21 protein-coding genes are annotated in these 19,445 nt (G+C 69.6%); 6 read left to right on the top strand and 15 right to left on the bottom strand.

The window, feature by feature from the left end; translation table 11 throughout:
• Positions 1-7: 7 nt before the first annotated feature.
• Positions 8-949: a winged helix-turn-helix transcriptional regulator gene (locus MMF98_RS16370; protein ID WP_243307737.1), complete on the top strand. Its 942-nt coding sequence runs from the start codon at positions 8-10 to the stop codon at positions 947-949.
• Between the two features lie 137 nt (positions 950-1,086).
• On the opposite strand, the gene MMF98_RS16375 is transcribed toward MMF98_RS16370, so the two are convergent.
• The 4 genes from MMF98_RS16375 to MMF98_RS16390 are packed head-to-tail and all read right to left on the bottom strand — an operon-like array spanning position 1,087 to position 5,609.
• On the bottom strand, positions 1,087-2,451 hold the full coding sequence (locus MMF98_RS16375) for an amidase (protein WP_243307738.1): 1,365 nt from the start codon (positions 2,449-2,451) through the stop codon (positions 1,087-1,089).
• Complete coding sequence (locus tag MMF98_RS16380; protein WP_243307739.1) at positions 2,452-3,426, bottom strand: Bug family tripartite tricarboxylate transporter substrate binding protein; 975 nt, start codon at positions 3,424-3,426, stop codon at positions 2,452-2,454.
• A gap of 33 nt (positions 3,427-3,459) precedes the next feature.
• Positions 3,460-3,981, bottom strand: a complete 522-nt coding sequence (locus MMF98_RS16385) for a cupin domain-containing protein (protein ID WP_243307740.1) — start codon at positions 3,979-3,981, stop codon at positions 3,460-3,462.
• Positions 3,978-5,609 (bottom strand): gamma-glutamyltransferase, encoded by a 1,632-nt coding sequence (locus tag MMF98_RS16390; RefSeq protein WP_243307741.1) that lies wholly within the window; start codon positions 5,607-5,609, stop codon positions 3,978-3,980. The genes MMF98_RS16385 and MMF98_RS16390 overlap by 4 nt, the downstream gene beginning before the upstream one ends.
• A gap of 135 nt (positions 5,610-5,744) precedes the next feature.
• On the opposite strand from MMF98_RS16390, the gene MMF98_RS16395 reads away from it, so the two are divergent.
• On the top strand, positions 5,745-6,425 hold the full coding sequence (locus MMF98_RS16395) for a TetR/AcrR family transcriptional regulator (RefSeq protein WP_243307742.1): 681 nt from the start codon (positions 5,745-5,747) through the stop codon (positions 6,423-6,425).
• A gap of 47 nt (positions 6,426-6,472) precedes the next feature.
• Positions 6,473-6,694, top strand: a complete 222-nt coding sequence (locus MMF98_RS16400) for a hypothetical protein (RefSeq protein ID WP_243307743.1) — start codon at positions 6,473-6,475, stop codon at positions 6,692-6,694.
• Between the two features lie 137 nt (positions 6,695-6,831).
• On the opposite strand, the gene MMF98_RS16405 is transcribed toward MMF98_RS16400, so the two are convergent.
• Positions 6,832-7,923, bottom strand: a complete 1,092-nt coding sequence (locus tag MMF98_RS16405) for a DUF2855 family protein (RefSeq protein ID WP_243307745.1) — start codon at positions 7,921-7,923, stop codon at positions 6,832-6,834.
• Between the two features lie 154 nt (positions 7,924-8,077).
• Here MMF98_RS16405 and MMF98_RS16410 point away from each other — a divergent pair, with 154 nt between their 5' ends.
• Both MMF98_RS16410 and MMF98_RS16415 read left to right on the top strand, forming a co-directional pair.
• A complete protein-coding gene (locus MMF98_RS16410) occupies positions 8,078-8,848 on the top strand; it encodes a hypothetical protein (protein ID WP_243307747.1) in 771 nt (256 codons plus the stop codon).
• Between the two features lie 87 nt (positions 8,849-8,935).
• The gene (locus MMF98_RS16415) at positions 8,936-10,165 is read left to right on the top strand and encodes a hypothetical protein (RefSeq protein WP_243307749.1); all 1,230 of its coding nucleotides are present in this window, start codon (positions 8,936-8,938) and stop codon (positions 10,163-10,165) included.
• 96 nt (positions 10,166-10,261) lie between these two features.
• Here MMF98_RS16415 and MMF98_RS16420 read toward each other — a convergent pair whose 3' ends face one another.
• The 4 genes from MMF98_RS16420 to MMF98_RS16435 all read right to left on the bottom strand — a co-directional run bounded on the left by MMF98_RS16420 (position 10,262) and on the right by MMF98_RS16435 (position 12,940).
• Positions 10,262-10,678, bottom strand: a complete 417-nt coding sequence (locus tag MMF98_RS16420; RefSeq protein ID WP_243307751.1) for an organic hydroperoxide resistance protein — start codon at positions 10,676-10,678, stop codon at positions 10,262-10,264.
• Between the two features lie 49 nt (positions 10,679-10,727).
• Positions 10,728-11,177 carry a MarR family winged helix-turn-helix transcriptional regulator gene (locus tag MMF98_RS16425; protein ID WP_243307753.1) on the bottom strand — a complete coding sequence of 150 codons (450 nt, stop codon included), beginning with the start codon at positions 11,175-11,177 and terminating at the stop codon, positions 10,728-10,730.
• An 86-nt stretch (positions 11,178-11,263) separates the two neighbouring features.
• Complete coding sequence (locus MMF98_RS16430) at positions 11,264-12,070, bottom strand: crotonase/enoyl-CoA hydratase family protein (protein ID WP_243307756.1); 807 nt, start codon at positions 12,068-12,070, stop codon at positions 11,264-11,266.
• A 9-nt stretch (positions 12,071-12,079) separates the two neighbouring features.
• Complete coding sequence (locus MMF98_RS16435) at positions 12,080-12,940, bottom strand: 3-hydroxybutyryl-CoA dehydrogenase (protein WP_243307758.1); 861 nt, start codon at positions 12,938-12,940, stop codon at positions 12,080-12,082.
• Positions 12,941-13,311: 371 nt separating this feature from the next.
• Between MMF98_RS16435 and MMF98_RS16440 the strand changes: the two genes are divergently transcribed.
• Entirely contained in the window at positions 13,312-14,049 is a 738-nt protein-coding gene (locus tag MMF98_RS16440; protein WP_243307759.1) for a hemerythrin domain-containing protein, read from the top strand.
• A 22-nt stretch (positions 14,050-14,071) separates the two neighbouring features.
• Here the strand turns inward: MMF98_RS16440 and MMF98_RS16445 are convergent, their stop codons facing one another.
• The 6 genes from MMF98_RS16445 to MMF98_RS16470 form a co-directional block, all read right to left on the bottom strand.
• The gene (locus MMF98_RS16445) at positions 14,072-15,424 is read right to left on the bottom strand and encodes a GAF domain-containing protein (protein WP_243307760.1); all 1,353 of its coding nucleotides are present in this window, start codon (positions 15,422-15,424) and stop codon (positions 14,072-14,074) included.
• Positions 15,421-15,915 (bottom strand): hypothetical protein, encoded by a 495-nt coding sequence (locus MMF98_RS16450; protein ID WP_243307761.1) that lies wholly within the window; start codon positions 15,913-15,915, stop codon positions 15,421-15,423. Before MMF98_RS16450 ends, MMF98_RS16445 begins: the two co-directional genes overlap by 4 nt.
• 5 nt (positions 15,916-15,920) lie before the next feature.
• Positions 15,921-16,751, bottom strand: coding sequence for an ABC transporter permease (locus MMF98_RS16455; RefSeq protein WP_243307762.1), 831 nt, complete (start codon positions 16,749-16,751; stop codon positions 15,921-15,923).
• Positions 16,752-16,753: 2 nt separating this feature from the next.
• On the bottom strand, positions 16,754-17,677 hold the full coding sequence (locus MMF98_RS16460) for an ATP-binding cassette domain-containing protein (RefSeq protein ID WP_243307763.1): 924 nt from the start codon (positions 17,675-17,677) through the stop codon (positions 16,754-16,756).
• A 66-nt stretch (positions 17,678-17,743) separates the two neighbouring features.
• Positions 17,744-18,553 carry an ABC transporter permease gene (locus tag MMF98_RS16465; protein WP_243307764.1) on the bottom strand — a complete coding sequence of 270 codons (810 nt, stop codon included), beginning with the start codon at positions 18,551-18,553 and terminating at the stop codon, positions 17,744-17,746.
• Positions 18,554-18,556: 3 nt separating this feature from the next.
• Positions 18,557-19,441, bottom strand: coding sequence for an ABC transporter permease (locus MMF98_RS16470; protein WP_243307765.1), 885 nt, complete (start codon positions 19,439-19,441; stop codon positions 18,557-18,559).
• Between the last annotated feature and the right edge of the window lie 4 nt (positions 19,442-19,445).

Consider the following 19,445-nt stretch of genomic DNA (forward strand, 5'->3'; position numbering starts at 1 on the left):
AAACCCCATGGCCCTGACCCCCGACCTCGACCTCACCCGCGACGCGCTCGCCTCCAGCACCCTCAGCCACGGCCTGCACCTGCTGGGCGACCGCTGGACGGTGGCGGTGATCCTCGGCGCCTTCCTCGGCGTGCGCCGCTTCGACGACTGGCAGGCGCGCCTTGGCATTCCGCGCCACACGCTGGCGGAGCGCTTGAAGGCGCTGACCGAGCTCGGCCTGCTGCGCCAGCGCCCCTACCAGCAGCGCCCGCTGCGCCAGGGCTATCACCTCACCGCCAAGGGGCTGGCGCTCTACAACCACGTGCTCATGATGTGGACCTGGGAGCGGCGCTGGGGCGTGCGCGCATCGATGCTGCCGCAGCGGCTGGTGCACCGCGGCTGCGGCCACGCCTTCGTGCCGCAGATGGCCTGCGCGGCCTGCGGCGACCGGGTGGGGGTGGGCGACCTGATGTTCTCGCTGCATGTCAATGCCGCGCTGCAGGCCCGGGTGCCGCCGCGTCTGCGGGCGGCGCGGCTGTCGCCCGAGGCGTCGGCGCAGATGGGCCTGGGGCTGCGGGTGGACCGCTGGGCATTGCTCATCGTTTCGGCCGTGCTGCTGGGCTGCCACTACTTCGACCAGCTCAGCCACGTGCTGGGCATCGGCAGCAGCGTGCTGGCGCGCCGCCTGGCTGGCATGGTGGATTCGGGCCTGCTGCTGTGCCAGGCCGACCTCAACGACGCGCGCCGCAGGATCTACCGCCTCACGCCGGCCAGCCGCGACCTGTTCGGCTACATCATCTGTTTTTCGAGCTGGGCCAGCCGCTACCACTTCCACGAGCCCAGCTCCATCCGCCCCACCCACAAGGGCTGCGGCCAGCCCTTCGTGCCGCAGGTGGTGTGCAGCCACTGCCACGCGCCGCTGCAGCCCTGGGAGGTGCGGCCCGAGGGGCTGGAGGGCGCGGCGGGCTGACCGGGGCGTTTGGGCCGAGGATTTCGAGGTAAAACCCGCCAATGTCCAGGCGGGGCAGTTCTTTCTTGCTATGGTTTTGGGAGCGATGGCAGCAGCCCTGACCGCCGTAGCGCAGCCCCCGGGACAGGGCTCCGGCCTCAGCGCAGCACGGCCTCGATGGCGGTGGCGATCGCCAGCAGGCGCGTGTCCTGGCCGTTCCCGCAGATGACTTGCAGCCCCGCCGGGAGGCCTTCCCGCGTCGGCATCGGCAGGCTGACCGCGCATTGGCCGAAGACGTTGACGGGACGGGTATGGCGCCCGATGCGCCGGTTCCAGTGCAGGGCGTCGTCCAGGGAGCGCAGGGCGCTGCGCGGGCCGGCCACGCAAGGCGTGGTGGCGCACAGCCACGCGTCGTACCCCTGCATCTGCGCTTGCGCCAGGTGCCGCAGTTGCGCGGCTTGCCGGGCCAGGGCGTCCAGCTCCGCGGGGGGCATGTCGATCTCGGCCGCGGCCCGCGCCGCGGTGACCGGGTCGAGCAGGTCCATGCCGGCGCGCAGCCGGTCCTGGCCCAGCATGCGCGCAAATTCCGCCGGCATGCGCCGCGCGAACAGGCGCGCAACTTCTTCCGCCGCGGGGGGCGCGACGGGCGACACGGCCGCGCCCGCTTGCCGCAGCCGCTCGACGGCGTGGCCCAGCGCGTCCTGCACCGCGGCGTCCAGCGGCTCGCCATCCGGCTCGCACAGCCAGCCCAGGCGCAGTCCCGACAAACCGGCGGCCGAACCGGCGGATGGCGTGTCTGGAGCAAGGCCGAGATGGGGCCGGAGCGCGTGGGCCACCGCGGCGCAGTCGGCGGCGCTGGTGGCCAGCACACCGAGCGCGTCCATGGAGGGGGCGGCCGGGAAGACGCCGTCGGTCGGCCACACGCCTTGCGTGCTCTTGTACCCCGCCACGCCGCACAGCGCGGCGGGCACCCGCACGGAGCCGCCGGTGTCCGTGCCCACGGCAAAGGCGCACAGGCGCGCCGCCACGGCCACCGCCGATCCGTGGCTGGACCCGCCGCACAGGCGGCGGACGGTGCCATCCACCGGGTTCCAGGGGCCCGGGTCCTCCCAGTTGAGTGTGGCCAGCGCGAACTCGGTGGACGCCGTGGTGCCCAGGATGACGCAGCCCGCGGCGCGCAGCGCCCGCACGAACGGGCCTTCGACGGGGCACAGGCTGGAGACGTCGAGCCGCGAGTTGACGCTGCACCCCAGGCCTTCGACGGCGATGATTTCCTTGACGGCGATGGGCACGCCCATCAAGGGGCCGCGGTCATGCCCCTGCGCGCGCTCCGCATCCAGGGCACGCGCTTCGGCCAGCGCCTGCTCGGCCCGGACCTGGCGAAACGCCTGCAGCTTCGGCTGCAGGGCAGCGATGCGGTCCAGGTACTGCCCGACCGCCTGCTCGCTGGTGACGGCGCCCTGGCGCAAGGCCCGTGCGAAGGCGGCGATGCCCGGGGAAAAAATGTCTGCAGCGGCCGCCACTCACTGCACTTTCACGTGGCCTGCCTTGGCGATGCCGCCCCATTTCTTCTGCTCCTCCACCATAAAGCGGCGGAGCTCCTCGGGCGTGCGCTGCGTGGGCTCGGTGCCGGTGCTGCGCATCCGCTCCTGCACGTCGGGCGCCTTCAGCGCCGCATTGATGGCCTGGTTCAGCTGCGCGATGACCTGGGGCGGCGTGCCGCGGGGCGCCATGAAGGCATACCAGCCCAGGTACTCGCGGTCGTCCAGTCCCAGCTCCTTCACGGTGGGCACGTTGGGCAGGGTGTCCACGCGTGCCGCCGAGGTCACGGCCAGGGGCAGCAGCTTGCCCGACCGGACTTGCGCCGTGCCGGTCGACACCGCGTCGACCATGATGGGCATCAGGCCGCTGATGACGGCCAGTTGCGCCTCGGGTGCTGTCTTGTGGGGCACGACGGTGACGTCGAGGCGATGGCGCTGGCGCAGGCCTTCGAAGACCAGGTGGTTGAGCGATCCGCTGGCGCCCATTGCGAGGTCGAGCTTGCCCGGCGCGGCCTGGGCCTGCTGCACGAAGTCGCCCAGCGTGCGGATCGGCCCGCCGGGGTGGGCCACCCACAGCATGGCGGTGGTTCCGGCCAGCGCCACCGGCTCCAGGTCCTTCATCGGATCGAGCGGCATGCGCTCGTAGATGGAGGTGTTGATAGTCAGTGCGCCGGTGGAGGCGAACAGCAGCGTGTAGCCGTCGGCCGGCGCCTTCGCCACCAGGTCCATCGCGATGTTGCCGTTCGCGCCCACCCGGTTCTCGATGACGATGGGCTGGCCCAGGCTGGCCGTGAGCTTGGGCGCGAGGAGCCGCGCAATCCATTCGTACCCGCCGGGTGCGATCGGCGTCACGATGCGGATCGGTTTGCTGGGGTAGGGCGGCTGCGCCGCCGCGCCATGGGCCGCGGCGGCGGCCCAGGCCGCCAGGCAGGCCTTGAGGAAGAAGGAGCGAAGCATGGGAAGTCCTTTCAAGGGAGGAAGCCGTGCGGGCTAGGTGCGCGTGATGTGGCCTTGCGCGTCCAGCGCATAGCCGGCCTGGCGCGCGGTGTCGAGCACGTCCTGCGCCCACTCCACCTTGCCGGGGTCGGTGCCGCTCAGGATCGCAAGGATGTAGGCCTCCTGGTCGCCGTCGTTGCGAAAGCCCCGCATGATGTGCGGCGGCACCGAGACCGTGTCCCAGGCGCCCAGGGTCAGCGTGCTCTCGCCGGCGTCGCCCCAGATCACCGTCCAGGTGCCGGACAGCGGCATGAAGACCTCGACGGTCTGGTGCAGATGCAGGCCGGAGCCTTTGCCCGGCTGGGCTTTCACCAGGGTGATGTGGAAGTTCTCCACGTCCTGGATCGGGATCTCCATCGACGCGTCCTCGCACACGCCCATGCCGATGATGTTGTAGTTCTCGCGCTGGTAGGCGGGCAGCACGGCGTCGATCAGCGGCATGGTGCTGGGCACCAGCTTGTCGAAGAAAGCCACGCGCCTGAGCATCTGCTCGCGGGTGACGACGGGGTTGCTCATGGCTTGTTTCCTTCTCGGGTTGCTGCGGGGTGGGGATGGGCGAGGTCTTCCTCGCTGACGGCGACGCTGTAGGGCACGTCGATCGAGGCCATGCCGCTGTTCAGGTCGCCGACGCGCTGGACGGCCGAAGGCACGGCGAACGGCATGGGATAGGCGGCGTGTTCGATCAGGCTGACGCGGTGGCGCTCGGCGATGCGCGCCACCACCTCGGGTGGGAGCCGGTGGTCGCACAGCACCTGGGCCGGGTCCGAGGCGTCGATCCGCGGCGTGTGGAATGCCTGCGCGAGGTCGAGGCCGTGGTGCAGCATGAACGACAGCAGCTGGATCACCGCCGGCGGGATGTGCCGCCCGCCCGAGCCGCCCAGCGCCAGCCAGGGCTGGCCGGCGCGCTCCACCATCATCGGGCAGGCATTGGTCAGCGGCCATTTGCCGAGGCCGATGGAATTGGGCCGGCCCGGCTCGGGGTCGAACCAGAACATGCCGTTGTTCATCAGCAGCCCGAGCCGTTCGAGCATCACGCGCGAGCCGAACCGGGCGCCCAGCGTGTTGGTCAGCGACACCATGTTGCCCTCTGCATCGACGACGTTCAGGTGCGTCGTGCACTTGTCACGGGGGCCGGTGTCGCCCAGGCTGGCGTAGCGTTCGGTCCAGCAGTCGCGCATCACCGAGGCGATGTGCCCGTAGTCGTCGGGCGTGGGCTGGCTCGGGGCCGGCGCGTGGCCGCGGAGGTAGCGCTCGAAGAAGCGCAGCGCGGTCGGGCCGCCGTTCAGGCCCGGCACCGCCAGCAGGCGCACGCCCGCATGGTCCAGCGCCATCGGCTCGGCGATGCGCGCGCGGTAGGCCGCCAGCTCCGCGGCCGTCCACGTCCGGCCGCAGGCGGCCACGTCGGCCAGCAGATCGCGGGCGGTCTCGCCTTCGTAGAAATCGCGGTAGCCGCGCTCGGCCAGGCGCCGCAGCATCGCGGCGTCGCGCGGGTTGCGGATCACGTCGACGCCGTCGGCCTCCTCGACCGTCGGCGCGTAGTGGCCGTCACGCAGGAACACGTCGCGCGTGCCGGGAAACCGCGCCAGGCCGCGGGCTTCCGTGCCGATGGCCAGGGTGGTGTACCAGTTCACGGGCCAGCCGCGCTCGGCCAGATCGACGGCCGGCGCCAGGGCCCGGTGCCAATCCCAGGTGCCGAAACGCTCCAGCGCCTGGCCCAGCCCGTCGACCGCCCCGGGAATCAGCATGGCCGTCGGACCCGACATGTTGCGGCCGCCTTCGACCCGGGGCCAGCGGAAGGTGCCGATGCGCGCGTTGCCGGGCGCGAGGGGGTAGTTGCGCGGATCGGCGTCCAGGGCCGCCTTCATGGAGAAGTCGATCGCGTGGTAGCGGTTCTCCCGGGCCTGGTGGACGAGCATGCAGCCGCCGCCGCCCAGCCCGCTGGACCAGGGCTCGACGACGTGCAACGCGCAGGCCGCCGCCACCGCCGCGTCGACCGCATTGCCGCCCTGCGCGAGCACGGCCGCGCCGATTTCCGCCGCGCGGGCGCTGGCCGCCACCACGACCCCCGTGCGCGAGGTCGTGACTTGTTTGCTCAGCACCCAGTGCTGGTGCTTCTCACCGATTTCCAACCGCAGCTTTGACATTCGATCCTTCCCGGGGCGTGGGGCAACGCAGCAAGCCTGCGCGCTGGCAGTTTAGAAAGTAAATCATCCGTTGTCAACCATCCGGATGGTTGATTAAATGAAAAAAAGCCACTCCGCGTCCGCATAATGGCTGGCATGAAAACGCCCCCCTCTTCGCAAGCCCCGCTCATCTCGGCCAGCCGGTCGCGCGCGCCATCCGACGGCCGGCGCAATGCGGAGCGCACCAAGCGCAACCTGCTGGACGCCGCCTATGTGGAGTTCTCGGAGAACGGCTTCCAGGGGGCCCGCGTGGACGCCATCTGCAAGCGCGCCGGCGTCAGCAAGCAGATGCTCTCGCACCATTTCGGCTCGAAGGAAGCCTTGTTCGTCGAGGTCCTGGAGCGGGCCTATCTGTCGTTCCGGATGCACGACGACGACGTCGAGCTGTCCAGCGGCGGGCCGGTCGAGGCGGTGGAGCACCTGGTGCTGAGCACCTTCGACCACGTGCAGAAACACCAGGAGCTGATCCGGCTGCTGTCCGACGAGAACATGCACAACGGGCGCCACATCCAGCAGTCGCCCAAGCTGCGCGCGCTCTATCGGCCGTTGATCGAGAAGATCGCGGCCATGCTCAAGCAGGGCGAGCGCGCGGGGCTGTTCCGCAAGGGCGTCGATCCCTACCAGTTCTACATCTCGATGACGTCGCTCATCTTCCTGTTCTTTTCCAACAACCATACGCTGAGCGCGGTGTTCGACATGGACTTCTCCACGGCCAAGGCGCGGGCCGAGCGCCGCCGCCACGTCGTCGAGTTCGTGCTGGCGGCGCTGCGGCGCTGAGGGGCCCAGGTCCACGCCGGCGTTGATGGCCGCCAAGCATCATCACGATGCGCAACGCGGAGGCCACCATTCCCAACGCGGTGCTGGTGAGCAACCCGATCCGCAACGACTCGCGGCTGGCGGACAGCACGGGCACCCTGGTGTCGGCCAAGGCCTTGATCGGCTACGACACGCCGTGGCGGCAGGTGCATGCGCTGCCGCTGGACGCGGCCTCGCGCACCGGCGGGCTGCGCGCCGAGCCCCGCCCTTCGTGCAGCAGCGCGCCCTGAGCGATTTCTACGTGGAGTCATGTCGCCGCATTGCATGGCGCAGCCGGCCCAGCCGGTGGTTCCGGCGCCAGCACGGCCCCAACCTTGATTTTTTGAGCGTTTTACGGCCGATGTCCAGGTGGGGTGTTCGTTTTCAGCTATTGTTTTGATAGCGAAAGAATGTGCCCCGTGCGCGGATCGCCGTGCCCGGCCAGCACCTCGGCATAGGTGGCCAGCACCGCCTGCGGGCCCTGGTAGTGCTGCACCACGAGCCAGGGCGCGCCCGGCGCTGCCACCTGTGCGATGAACGCCTGCCAGGCCTGCATCAGCCGCTGGCCCAGGCCCTCGGCGCCCCAGTCGGCCTGGCGCTTCTTGACCTGGGCCGGCGCGAAGAACAGCGTCGGGCGCGGGCCGGGCAGGTCCCTGGCGCTGCCGAGCTGTTCCACATGCGTGCCGCCGATCGAGCTGCTGAACCGGAGCTGGGCAAAGCGCGTGTGGATGGCGTGGCGCAGCTTCGCATTGCCGGCGAAGTCCACGTACACGCAGGGCGTGTCGGCCGCCACCAGGTCGAGCTGCTCATAGGCGAGCACGCGGTGATAGACCCCCAGGCTCTCGCAGAACGCCACGTTGGCGGGCGAGGTCAGGCCCACCACCTCGATGCCCGGGCGCTGCGCCAGCTGCGCGGCCGTGCCATAGGCGGTCTTGCTCGAGGCGCTGGACAGCAGCATCGTGGTGGCGCCGAAGAAGCTGTTGTCGGCCAGGAAATCGTCGATCAGCCACGAGGTGATGAACAAGGGGCGCAGCAGGGACTGCAGGTCCTCGCTGTCGGCGGTGTACAGGGGGTCGGCCGCGCAGCGCAGGTACTGGTTGTAGACGGCATGCAGGGCCGCCCGGTGCGGCGCGCCGTCGACAAAGCCCGCAGGCGAGAGCCGCGCGGGCGCCAGCACCGCGCTGGAGGCCATCGGCCAGTAGCCATAGAGCCGCTCGCCCACGGCCACGCCCGGGTGCAGCGATTGCGTCACCGTGGCGAAGCCCCAGACCGGCACGGTGCCCCAGCCGTCCTCGCCCGTGGGGAAGAACTGCCAGTAGTCCATCGCGTCGCCGAAGGCCGCATAGGTGATGTTGTTGGCGGTCAGCGCGAACGACTCGACGCGCACGCGCACCTGGCCGTCGGCCAGCGGCGTGTCGTCGGTGCTGCGCAGCCGGGTGGTGGCAAGCTGGTCCTTGCGGACGAGGAGTTGGGTGGTCATGCCGCTACCGTAGCGCAGCGCGCCGGCGGCGGCAAGGGCTCCAGAGGCCCCGCCCATCGCGCAGGTGACAGGGCGCCGGGCGCCCATCGCCATAATCACGCGGCACGCCCCGACGGCCATGGCTGGCATGGCCCCGGCGTGCGCGGAGACCCCAATGAGTTTTCAGTATGTGAGCGTGGAAGAGGCCCTGCAGCACGACGGCCTGCGCATGGTGGTGGTGGGCCAGGTGCCCAGCCCCTGGGGCGAGGCTGCCAAGGGCATCCTGCACATCAAGCGCATCGACTGGGTGGCCGTGCGCCTGGCCTACGACAGCGAGCCGCTCAAGGCCTGGACCGGCGCGCGCAACGGGCCGGTGGCCCTCTACCGGAACGAACCGCCGCGCGCCGGCTGGGCCGACATCCTCCTGCTGGCCGAGCGCCTGGCGCCCGCGCCCTCGCTGCTGCCGGCCGACCCGGCCGAGCGCGCGCTGGTCTTCGGGCTGGCCCACGAAATCTGCGGCGAAGCGGGCCTGGGCTGGTCGCGCCGCCTGCAGCTGATCCATGCCGGCCTGCACGGCGCGGGCGGCTTTCCGGAGCGGGTGGCGAAGTACCTGGGCAAGAAATACGGCTACAGCCCCGAAGCCGGCGCCGCGGCCGACGCCCGGGTGGCGCAGCTGCTGGGCATGCTGGCCGCGCGCCTGCAGGCCCAGCGCGCCGCGGGGAGCCCCTACTACGTGGGCCACGCGCTGAGCGCGGCAGACATCTACAGCGCGACCTTTGCCGCCCTGTTCGATCCGCTGCCGCCGGCGCAATGCGCGATGGACGCCGGCACGCGCGCGGCCTTCGAAACGCGCGACGCGCAGACCGCCGCGGCGCTGGACCCGATCCTGCTCGCGCACCGCGACAGGGTGTACGCGGAGTTCCTGGAGCTGCCGCTGTCGCTGTGAGGCGGAGCGGGCACGGCATGCCTTGCGCCGCCTGGGGGAGTGAAACTCCTTATTGCGATCAGGGACTCCATGCTTGGAAATAGGCGCATGGATTGCTTATCTTCACGGAACGCCTGTATTCCCTCGCGCGGCGGCGTCCAACTCGCTGGCAAGAACGCGGCGCAGGCCCTGCGCAACCGCACCGAACTCGACACGCTGCTGCAGGCCCTCGGGCTGCAGGGCCACACCTGCACCGAATCGCTGGTCACCGTGAGCGGTCATGTGCTGGTGTGCACGCTCACGCGCGAAGCGGCGCAGTCCTGGGCGCCCGCGCACGACACCCTGGGCCTGCAGTTGCGGGTGCAGGAGACCTGGGCGGGCCTGGACGAGCCGCAGGCGCTGGAGCGCGAGATCCTGATCGCGCTGCTGGCTTCGCCCATCGGTTTTGGCTATCCCGGCGTGGAGGCCCTCCTGTCCCAGGTGCGGGTGCGGCGGAACATTGCGCTGGCCGCGCGCAAGACGGCGCTCGCCTTCAAGACCGAGGCCGCCGAGCGTCCCGAGGCTTACTGGCGCTACGACGAGGGCAACGGCTTCCTGCTCCATCCCGGCCGCCCGCTGATCGAGGCGCTGGTCTGCGCCACCCAGCCCGAGGCGACGGGCAAGCTGTACGACTTCTCGTGCTACCGCGCCACCGAGTACGTGATCCTGCTGGGCATCGCCCAGGAGGCGGCCCGGCATCACCCGCGGCTGCTCGACGAGCTGCAGTCCTGCAACGAGCAGAACGCCATCCGGTCGGGCCAGTTCCACGACGTCTTCCTGGTCGAGTACGGCAGTATGGAGGCGCCGCTGCCCGCGCGCTATTACGTGCCCGGCGACCGCCTGTGGTTCCGCAACCCCGACGAGCGCTCCTCGGACGTGATGGGCTACGAGGGCTCGTGGGTCATCTACATGGGCGGCGGCCTGTTCAGCAACTTCTGGCGGCGCGACCGGCCCTTCACGCTCGAGTCCAAGTGCCTCGAGGTGTACCACTGGCGCGATGGCGTCGTGACGGATGCCGCGGGCGAGCTGCAGATGGACGAGGCCCGGGTTGAAGCCTGCGTGCAGCGCACCCAGGCCCAGCCCCAAGCCTTGCGGCAGGTGCTGCAGCGCATGATGCGCATGCGCGATGCCAAGGGTGTCTATGCCGACGGCGGCTGCATCGACAGCACGCGCGAATACCCGCGCGGCGTGGCGGCCGGCGCCTGCGAGCTGGTGCTGCCGCCGCTGCCCGGCGCACTTGAGGCATCGCAGCCTCGGGCGGTGCCGCCGGTGGCCGCCGTGGCGGGCGCCTGCCCCTGAGCCAGCGCGCGTCCACGGGCTGAGGCGCCTTTCCAAAAAAGAAGGCCCGCCTGTTCCACACAGGCGGGCCGCTAGGCGGGCGACAGCCGGGCGTGATCAGACCAGCGTGATTGTCACGTCGATGTTGCCGCGCGTGGCGTTGGAGTAGGGGCACACTTGGTGGGCGGCGTCCACCACGCCCTGGGCCACGGCGCGGTCCAGGCCGGGCAGGCTGACCTTGAGGCGCGCGGCGATGCCGTAGGCGTTCGGGATCGGGCCCAGGTCCACTTCGGCGTCGATGGCCAGGTCGGCCGGCAGCGCGACCTTCATCTTGCCGGCAACGGCCTTCATGGCGCCGATGAAGCAGGCGGAGTAGCCGGCCGCGAACAACTGCTCGGGGTTGGTGCCGGTGCCGGAGGTGCCGGGCGAGGACAGCGTGACGTCCAGGCGGCCGTCGTCGGTCTTGGAGGCGCCGTCGCGGCCGCCAGTGGTGTGGGCGCGGGCGGTGTACAGAACTTTGTCGAGCTGGGTCATGGTGGTTTCCTTCGAGTGATGGAGGTTGGGTGGACGGGGAGAACGGTCTTCAGGCCGTCAGGCGCTGACGCAGGGCTTGCACCTGCTGGGTGAGGGAAATCAGTTCGGGAATGGAGCACTGGCTGGCGCTCAGGATGCAGCCCGGAATCCGCGCGGCCCGGGTCTTGAGCGCGCGCCCGGCGGCCGTGAGGCTGACGCGTACGCGCCGCTCGTCCTGCACGTCGCGGATGCGGGCGATCAGGCCCGCGGCCTCCAGCCGCTTGAGCAGCGGCGTGAGCGTGCCCGAATCGAGGTACAGGCGCTCGCCGAGCTCCGAGACCATCAGCCCGTCGCCTTCCCACAGCACCAGCATCACCAGGTATTGCGGGTAGGTCAGGCCCAGTTCGTCGAGCAGCGGCTTGTACAGCTTGGTCATGGCCAGCGAGGTGGAATACAGCGCGAAGCACAGCTGGTTGTCGAGCAGCAGGGCCTGGGCGGTGAGAGACTTGTCGGCGGGCATGGTCGAATTATAGTCAACAATTAAATTGTGTACAAGTTAATTGTTGCGACAAGTAACCCACGCCTTGGCGCTACGGCTGCAACGGCTCAGCGGCCGGTGAAGCGGGCCGGGCGCTTCTCGATGAAGGAGCGCACGCCCTCGGCCGCGTCTTCGCTGTTGGACAGGCGCTGCTGCACCTCGATGAAGTCCTGCATCGCTGCCAGCGGCCCGTGCTCCACGGCCTTGAGCGCATTCAGGCGCGTGGCGGTCACCGCCAGCGGCGCCTGGGCGGCAATGCTCTGCGCCAGGCGCAAGGCCTCGTCCAGTTCCTGGCCCGCCGGTACCACCTTCTGCACGAAATGCAGGCGCAGTGCCTCGGCGCTGCCGAACTCGTCGCCGGTCAGCAGGTGCAGCAGCGCATTGCCCAGACCGGCGCGCTCGGCCATGCGCAGCGTGGCGCCGCCCGTGGCCATGATGCCGCGCCTGACCTCCAGTTGCGAGAAACGGCAGTTGTCGGCCGCGATCACGATGTCGGCCGCCAGCATCAGCTCGATGCCCAGCGTGAAGGTGATGCCCTTGACCGCCACCATCATGGGCTTGGTGCGGCGGCGGTAGCCGGGCGTGCCCAGGTCGGTCGGCTCCACCAGCCCCAGCGGAATGGCTTTCTCGCCCCGGCGCATCAACGGCGCAATGGTGGGCAGGTCGAGCCCCGCGGTGAAGTGCTCGCCCATGGCATGGAGCACGCCCACGCGCAGCGCCGGCTCGTCGTCCAGCCGGGTGTAGGCCTCGCCGAGCTCGCGGAACATCTTGGGCGTGAAGCCGTTGCGCTTGGCCGGCCGGTTGATGCTGATGAGCAGCACATGGTCGAGCACCTCGCAGTCGATGCTGCCTTCGGGATGTTCCGCGACGCTCATGGCCGTTCCTCAGTAGGCGTAGACGCCGCGGCCCGTCTTGCGGCCCAGGCGGCCGGCGGCCACCATCTCCTTGAGCAGCGGGCAGGGGCGGTACTTGCTGTCGCCGAACTCGGTGAGGTAGACCTCCATCACCGCCAGGCACACGTCCAGGCCGATCATGTCGGCCAGCGCCAGCGGGCCGATCGGCTGGTTGCAGCCGAGCTTCATGCCCGCGTCGATGTCCTCCGGCGTGGCCAGGCCCTCGGCCAGCACGAAGAAGGCCTCGTTGATCATCGGCACCAGGATGCGGTTGACCACGAAGCCCGGCGCGTTCTTCACCGTGATCGGCGACTTGCCCAGCGCCTCGGCCAGCGCCTTGACGGCATCGTGCGTGGCATCGCTGGTCTGCAGGCCGCGGATGATCTCCACCAGCGCCATCATCGGCACCGGGTTGAAGAAGTGCATGCCGATGAAACGGTCGGCGCGCGAGGTGGCGGCCGCCAGCTTGGTGATGGAGATCGACGAGGTGTTGGAGGCGATGATCACCTCGGGCGCCAGCAGCGCGTCGGCCTGCTTGAGGATCTTGAGCTTGAGCTCGTAATTCTCGGTGGCGGCCTCGATCACCAGTTGCGCGGCCTTGAGCGCCTCATAGTTGGTGGAGGTCTGGATGCGCGCCAGCGCCGCGGCCTTGTCGGCCTCGGTGATCTTTTCCTTCTTGATCAGCCGGTCCAGGCTACCCGCCACCGTGGCCAGGCCCTTGGCCACGGCCGCGTCGGTGATGTCCACCATCACCACGTCGATGCCCGACACCGCGCAGGCCTGCGCGATGCCGTTGCCCATGGTGCCGGCGCCGATGATGCCGACGGTCTGGATGGAAAGGTTCTGGCTCATGAGGAAAGGCTCCGGGAAGATGAGAAAGAGAGGGGAAGGCAGGTTCAGCCGGGAATGGTAACGCCTGCATGGGCGGAGGTTCGCCGCCGCCCATCGGCCTGCGGGCGCATGCGCAGCCGGGCTCGCGCGGCAGCGCTCCATGCGCCGCCAAAGTTGTGATGGATGTCGCAGCTTTTCGGCTGCGGCCGCAACCGGACGCGCGCTTAAGAATTCTTTAGTGTGGCCTTAAGTATTTTTTAGCAACGCCGTGAGGGCCCCGTTCCTAGACTTCTTTCCATGGCCGCAGTGCATGGGGCATTGCCGCCAGTCCACCCTGCCAGGCCGGACGCCTCCGGCGCCGCCTGGCCCATCGAAGAGAAAGAAGCACGACGATGAACATCGATCCCAAGGAAATGGCCGAACTGGCCTCTGTGCCCGCCGCACCGCGCGAGGACCTGTATTCAGGCATCCACAAGGCGCTGCGCGCCCTGATGGCCGACACGCTGCTGGGGCTGGGCCGGATGGACACCGAAGACGATTTCGAACTCGCGCAGACCTGCCACCGCGTGATGGAACTGCTGGATTTCTGCCGCGCGCACCTGACGCACGAGAACCAGTTCATCCATGCGGCCATCGAAGCCCGCGCGCCCGGCGCCAGCGAGGTCATTGCCCACGAGCACGAAGAGCACGAGCGCGGCATCACCGAGCTGGGCTCCGCGGTCACCGCGCTGCTGACGGCCCCGCGCGCAGGGCGCGCCGCGGCGGCGCTGGGACTCTACCGCCAGCTCGCGCTGTTCATCGCGCACAACTTCGAGCACATGCACGTGGAGGAAACCGCGCACAACGCCGTGCTGTGGAGCCGCTACACCGATGCCGAGCTCATCGCCATCCACAATGCGCTGGTGGCGTCGATCCCGCCGGAGGAGATGATGTACGTCATGCGCTGGATGGTGCCGTTCATGAATCCGTCCGAACGCGCGGCCATGCTGGGCGACGTGCAGCGCCATGCGCCGCCGCAGGCATTCCAGGCCGCGCTGGAGGTCGCGCGGCCGCACCTGACGGATGCCGAATGGGCCAAGCTCATGCGCAGCCTGGGCCTGTCGCCGGTGTCGGGGCTGGTGAGGGCCTGAACGGCGGAAGACTGCCGGGGGCTCAGCCCGCCACGTCTTCCAGCACCACGGGGCGGCCCACCGCGAGGCGGAAGCGGCCGCGGCCGGTTTTCTCGATGCGGATGTGCGGGCTGTTTTCCTGCAGCCGCCGCTGCAGCAGCAGCAGCCGGGCTTCGAGGTTGTCCGTCACGTCGGGCAGCCTGATCGACGGGTCCAGCCGCAGCTCGCGGTTGGAGAATTCGGTGCGGCCCTGCTGCGCATGGTCGCGCAGCAGCTTCCAGAAGATGGCGCCGGCCACGCCCTTGATCAGGTAGGTGTCGTTGATGAAGACGCTGTCATTGGGGCCGAAGCGGCGCACCAGCAGCGGCGCGCCCGCCACCGGCGCGGCGGCGGTGGCCACGCCCGTGTCGGCCGCCTCGGTGGCGGCCTGCATCAGGTCGATGGCCGAACCCAGCTGGCCGGCCACGGCCACCAGCACGTCTTCGTCCTCGTAGGTGAATTGCTGGTCGTTCGGGCTTTCCACGAACAGCACGCCCAGCAGCCGCCCCGCCGACAGGATGGGCACGGCGAGCTGGCTGTGCGGTTCGGCGAGTCCGGGGTAGGGGATGTCGGTGTCCAGCGGCATGCCGGGCGCGTCGGCGCGCAGGCTGCTGCGGATGGCGTGGCTGTAGAGGTAGGCGCTGGTCATGTGCAGGATGCGCACCGGCGTGCGTTCGCGCGCGGCCACGCCGATCACGCCATCGCCCATCTCGATTTCCGAGCCCACGCCCGAGACGGCATAGCCGCAGCTGGCTACGGTGTAGAGCCGGCCGCTGCCGGCATCGAGCATCAGCACCATGGCATGGCGCACGCCCAGGGTGTCGCTGAGCGTGCCCAGCGCGGCGTTCAGCAGCTCGTCCAGCGTGGTGCAGCGCGACAGCCGCTCGCTGCAGCGGCGCACCGCGCCCAGCATGCCGCTGCGCGGCAGCGGGGCGGGCAGCGGCTGGCCTTCGACGCGCTCGATCTCGCGCACCTCGTAGACATCGGAGCCCAGCAGGGCGAACACGCTGGCCATGCCGCTGTGCGAGGCGATGCCCGCGAGCTGCGCCTTCATGCTCTCGAACAGCGGGCCCTGCGTTTCGGTGCGCAGGTAGCGGATCGACAGGCGGTAGAACTGCGCGGTGACCGGGTGCATCACCAGCACCGTGGCGTGCGGGTTGACCAGGATGTTCTGTCGCGTCTTGTTGAAAAACTGGAACGACAGCGCCACATGGCGTTCGTCGACATGGAACACCTGCGAGATCAGGGCGATGTTGGGCGTGCCGTCGGGTGCGCAGGTGCCCATCATGGCGGGAATGGCGCCCTCCAGGCAGGGCCGGATCTCGGCCATGGAGGCGCTGTCGTCGGCCGGGCTCATGCCGCTCCCTCCTCGCCGAGGGCCGCGCCGGCGCGCGGGCCGGGTGTCTGGTCGAAGGCCTGCAGGGGCTCGAAGCTGACCGCCACCACGTCCTCGATCCGATGAGACAGCATGGCACGCGTGAGCGAGGGGGGATAACCCACGCGCAGGACTTCCTGCTCCATCGCCTGCAGGTAGCGCGCCAGCAGCGGCTCGTCGTCCGGACTTGCCTCGCGGATGCGCGCGCGTTCCGTCTTGACCTGCACGGTGCGGTGCGTGAAGGGCACGCTGAACACCACCGCGGCGCTTCCCGTGGCGGCGATGTCCTGCACTAGCTGGCGCGACGAGCGGCGCGTGAGGTAGACCGTGATGGTGCGGCCCTCGGGCGTGATCGTGCTGCCCACCGCGCGCATGACGCTGGGCCGGTTGGCCTGGTCGCGCGAGCAGACGATGGTGGTCACCCCCTGGCTGATGAGCGCGATGAACTCCGGCGTCAACAGGCTGGCGGCCATGGCATTCAGGCCTTGAAGCGCCGGCGGGTGAGCGCCAGCGCCAGCCAGAAGGCGGCTACGGCGTAGGCCAGCAGCACCAGCAGGTTGCGCAGCGGATGCTCGGGCCACTGGTCCATGAACAGCGGGCGTACCAGCTCCACCGCGTTGGTCAGCGGCAACCAGTCGGAGACCACGCGCACCACGCTTGGCAGCTGTTCGCGCGGGAAGAACACGCCGCTCAGGAACATCATGGGCGTGAGGAACAGCGTGAAGTAGTAGGTGAAGAAGTCGTAGCCCTTGGCCAGCGCATTGAAGATCAGCGCGATGCATGAGAAGCTGATGCCGGCCAGGAACAGAAGGGGCCAGGCCAGCAGCAGCTTGGGGCTGTGGCTGATGCCGAGCGCCAGCATCACGCCCAGGATGGCCGTCACGGTGAACAGCGCCTTGAACGAGGCCCACAGCATCTCGGCCAGCACGATGTTGTCCAGGCTCACCGGCGCGTTCATGATGCCGTCCCAGGTGCGCTGCACCTGCATGCGCGAGAACGCCGAGTACAGCGCCTCGAACGAAGCCGCGTTCATGGCGCTCATGCAGATCGAGCCGCTGGCGAGGAACAGGATGTAGGGCACGCTCTGCCCGCCCAGGTTGACCTGGCCGACCAGCGCGCCCATGCCGTAGCCGAAGGCCACCAGCCAGATCAGCGGCTCGGCGATGTTGCCCACCAGGCTGGGCACCGCGAGCTTGCGCCACACCAGCAGGTTGCGCAGGAACACCGGCCACCAGCGCCACGACAGCTCGGGCGCGCGCCAGGCCGACAGGGTGGGTTCTGGCACCGCCAGGCTGTTGTCGCTGCTCATGGTCAAGCGTCCTCCCTGATCTGGCGGCCGGTGAGCTTGAGGAACAGGTCCTCCAGGTTGGCCGGCCGGTGCAGCGTGCGCAGCTGCGGGTGGGCGGCCAGCCCTTCCAGCAGCGGCTTGGCGCTCTGCGTGTAGAAAAATACCGTCTCGCCGCTGACCTCGACGCGCGCGGCCAGCGCCTTGAGCGGCGAATCCACCAGCGCCAGCGCACCGTTGCCGTAGACCTCCACCACGTCAGGCTCCAGGTGCTGGGCGATCAGGTCGCGCGGCCGGCCTTCGGCGATCTTGCGGCCGTGGTCCAGCACCAGCAGGCGCGAGCACAGGCGTTCGGCCTCGTCCATGAAGTGGGTGGTCAGCAGGATCGACTTGCCCTGCTGCAGCAGCAGTTGCAGGCGTTCCCACATCAAGTGCCGCGCCTGCGGGTCCAGCCCGGTGGTGGGCTCGTCCAGCAGCAGCAGCCGGGGCTCGTTGACCAGCGCGCGGGCCAGGCTGAGCCGGCGCTTCATGCCGCCCGAGAGCTCGCCGGGCTTGGCATCGGCCTTGTGGGTGAGCGCCGCGAACTCCAGCAGCCTCGGGATGCGCGCCTCGATGTCGGCGCGGCGCATGCCGAAGTAGCGGCCATAGACCAGCAGGTTTTCGGCGCAGGTGAAGTCCGGGTCGAGCGTGTCGAACTGGCTCACCACGCCGAGCTGCTCCTTGATGGCCAGCACGTCGCGCGGCATCTGCAGGCCCAGCGCCGTGATCTCGCCCGCATCCGGCGCCGTCAGGCCCAGGCACATGCGGATGGTGGTGGTCTTGCCGGCGCCATTGGGGCCGATCACGCCCAGGCATTCGCCGGGAGCGATGTCGAACGAGACGCCGTCGACGGCCAGGGACGGGCCATAGCGCTTGGTCAGGTTCCGGACGGACAGGAGATACGGCTGCATGGGCGCCATATTACTTGGACGCCGCGACGCGGCGGCCCCCCGGCGGCGGCCGGTGCGCGCGGCCGCTCAGGCGCCTGGGGCCTGGCCACCGCGGTGCCGGGCCGACACCATGCCCAGCACCACGACCGCCAGGCTGCCCAGGATCAGCAGCGTGCTGACGGTCGAGAGCGTCGGGTCGATCTCGTCGCGCAGGGAGCCGAACATCACCTTGGTGATGGTGGCGTTGTCGCCGGCGGCGATGAACAGCGAGACCACCACCTCGTCCAGCGAGGTGACGAAGGCGAACAGCGCCCCGGACAGCACGCTGGTGCGGATCTGCGGCAGGGTGACCGTGAGGAAGGCGCGCAGCCGCGTGCAGCCCAGGCTGCGCGCCACCAGCTCCTGCGACATGTCGAAGGAGCGCAGGCCCGCCAGCACCGTCACGACGACGAAGGGCAGCGCCAGCATGGTGTGGGCCAGCGCGATGCCTGCGAAGTTGCCGAGGATCTCCAGCCTCACGAAGATGTAGAAGATGCCAATGGCCAGGATGATGTGGGGCACCATCAGGGGCAGCAGCAGGAAGGTCTGCGCCAGGCGCACGCTGGCCGTGCGCCCGTGGTGGATGCCGTAGGCGGCCGCGACGCCCAGGGGCGTCGCCAGCAGCGTGGTGCAGAAGGCCAGCTTCAGGCTCACCAGGAGGGCCCCATACCATTCGAGTGCGGTGAAGAAGCGCTCATACCAGCGCAGCGACCAGCCGCGCGGCGGGAAGTCCAGCATGCGCGAGTCCGAAAAGGACATGGGGATTACCACCAGCACCGGCAGCACGAGGAACAGCACGACCAGTGCGGCCAGTGCATAGAGCCAGATCCGGCGGCGGTGGGACACGAGAGCGTTCATGGCTTATTTCTGGAACAGCCGCTCGACCGGCATGTAGCGCCCGGCGGCGGCGAAGATGGCCAGCACCGCGGCCACGAAGAAGATGGCGACGGCGCTGGCCGTGCCCCAGTTCATGCTGCTGTTGACCTCGTGCTCGATCAGGATGGACATCACCACCGTGCGCCCACCGCCCAGCAAGGCCGGCGTGATGTAGAAGCCCAGGCACAGCACGAAGACCAGCACGCACCCGGCCACGATGCCGGCCATCGTCTGCGGAAAGAAGACGTGCCAGAACGTGTAGAGCGGCGAGGCGCCCATGCCGGCGGCGGCCCGGGTGTGGTCAGGGTCGACCTTCTGCAACGCCGCGTACAGCGGAAACACCATGAAGGGCAGCATGATGTGGACCATGCCCACCAGGGCGCCGACGGCGTTGTGCATCATCGGTATCGGGGTGTCGATCAGCCCTGACTTGAGCAGCAGCGTATTGACGATGCCGCGGTTCTGCAGCAGCACCAGCCAGGCGTAGGTGCGCACCAGCACGCTGGTCCAGAACGGCAGGGCCACCAGCGCCATGACCAGCGTGGCGGCCCAGCGCGGCATCAGCGTCATGGCATAGGCCAGTACGTAGCCCGCGAGCGCGCACACGACGGTGGTGACCACGGCCAGCCACGCGGTGAGGTAGAAGGCCCGGGCATAGGAGGTGTCGTCGAAGATGCGGGCGTAGTTGTCCAGCGTGAAGCCGCCTTGCGGCCCCGTGAAGGACAGGGCGAACAGCCACAGCAGCGGCACGGCCAGCAGCGCGAAGATCAGCGCCGCGGCCGGCGACACGTTCAGCAGCGCCCAGCGCTGCTCGCGGCGCTCCAGGCCGCGCGGGCGCGCGGCGGCGGCGGGAAGGACATGCGTGGCCATGGCG

The organism is Variovorax terrae, from assembly GCF_022809125.1.
GTDB classification, from domain to species: Bacteria; Pseudomonadota; Gammaproteobacteria; order Burkholderiales; family Burkholderiaceae_C; genus Variovorax_A; species Variovorax_A terrae.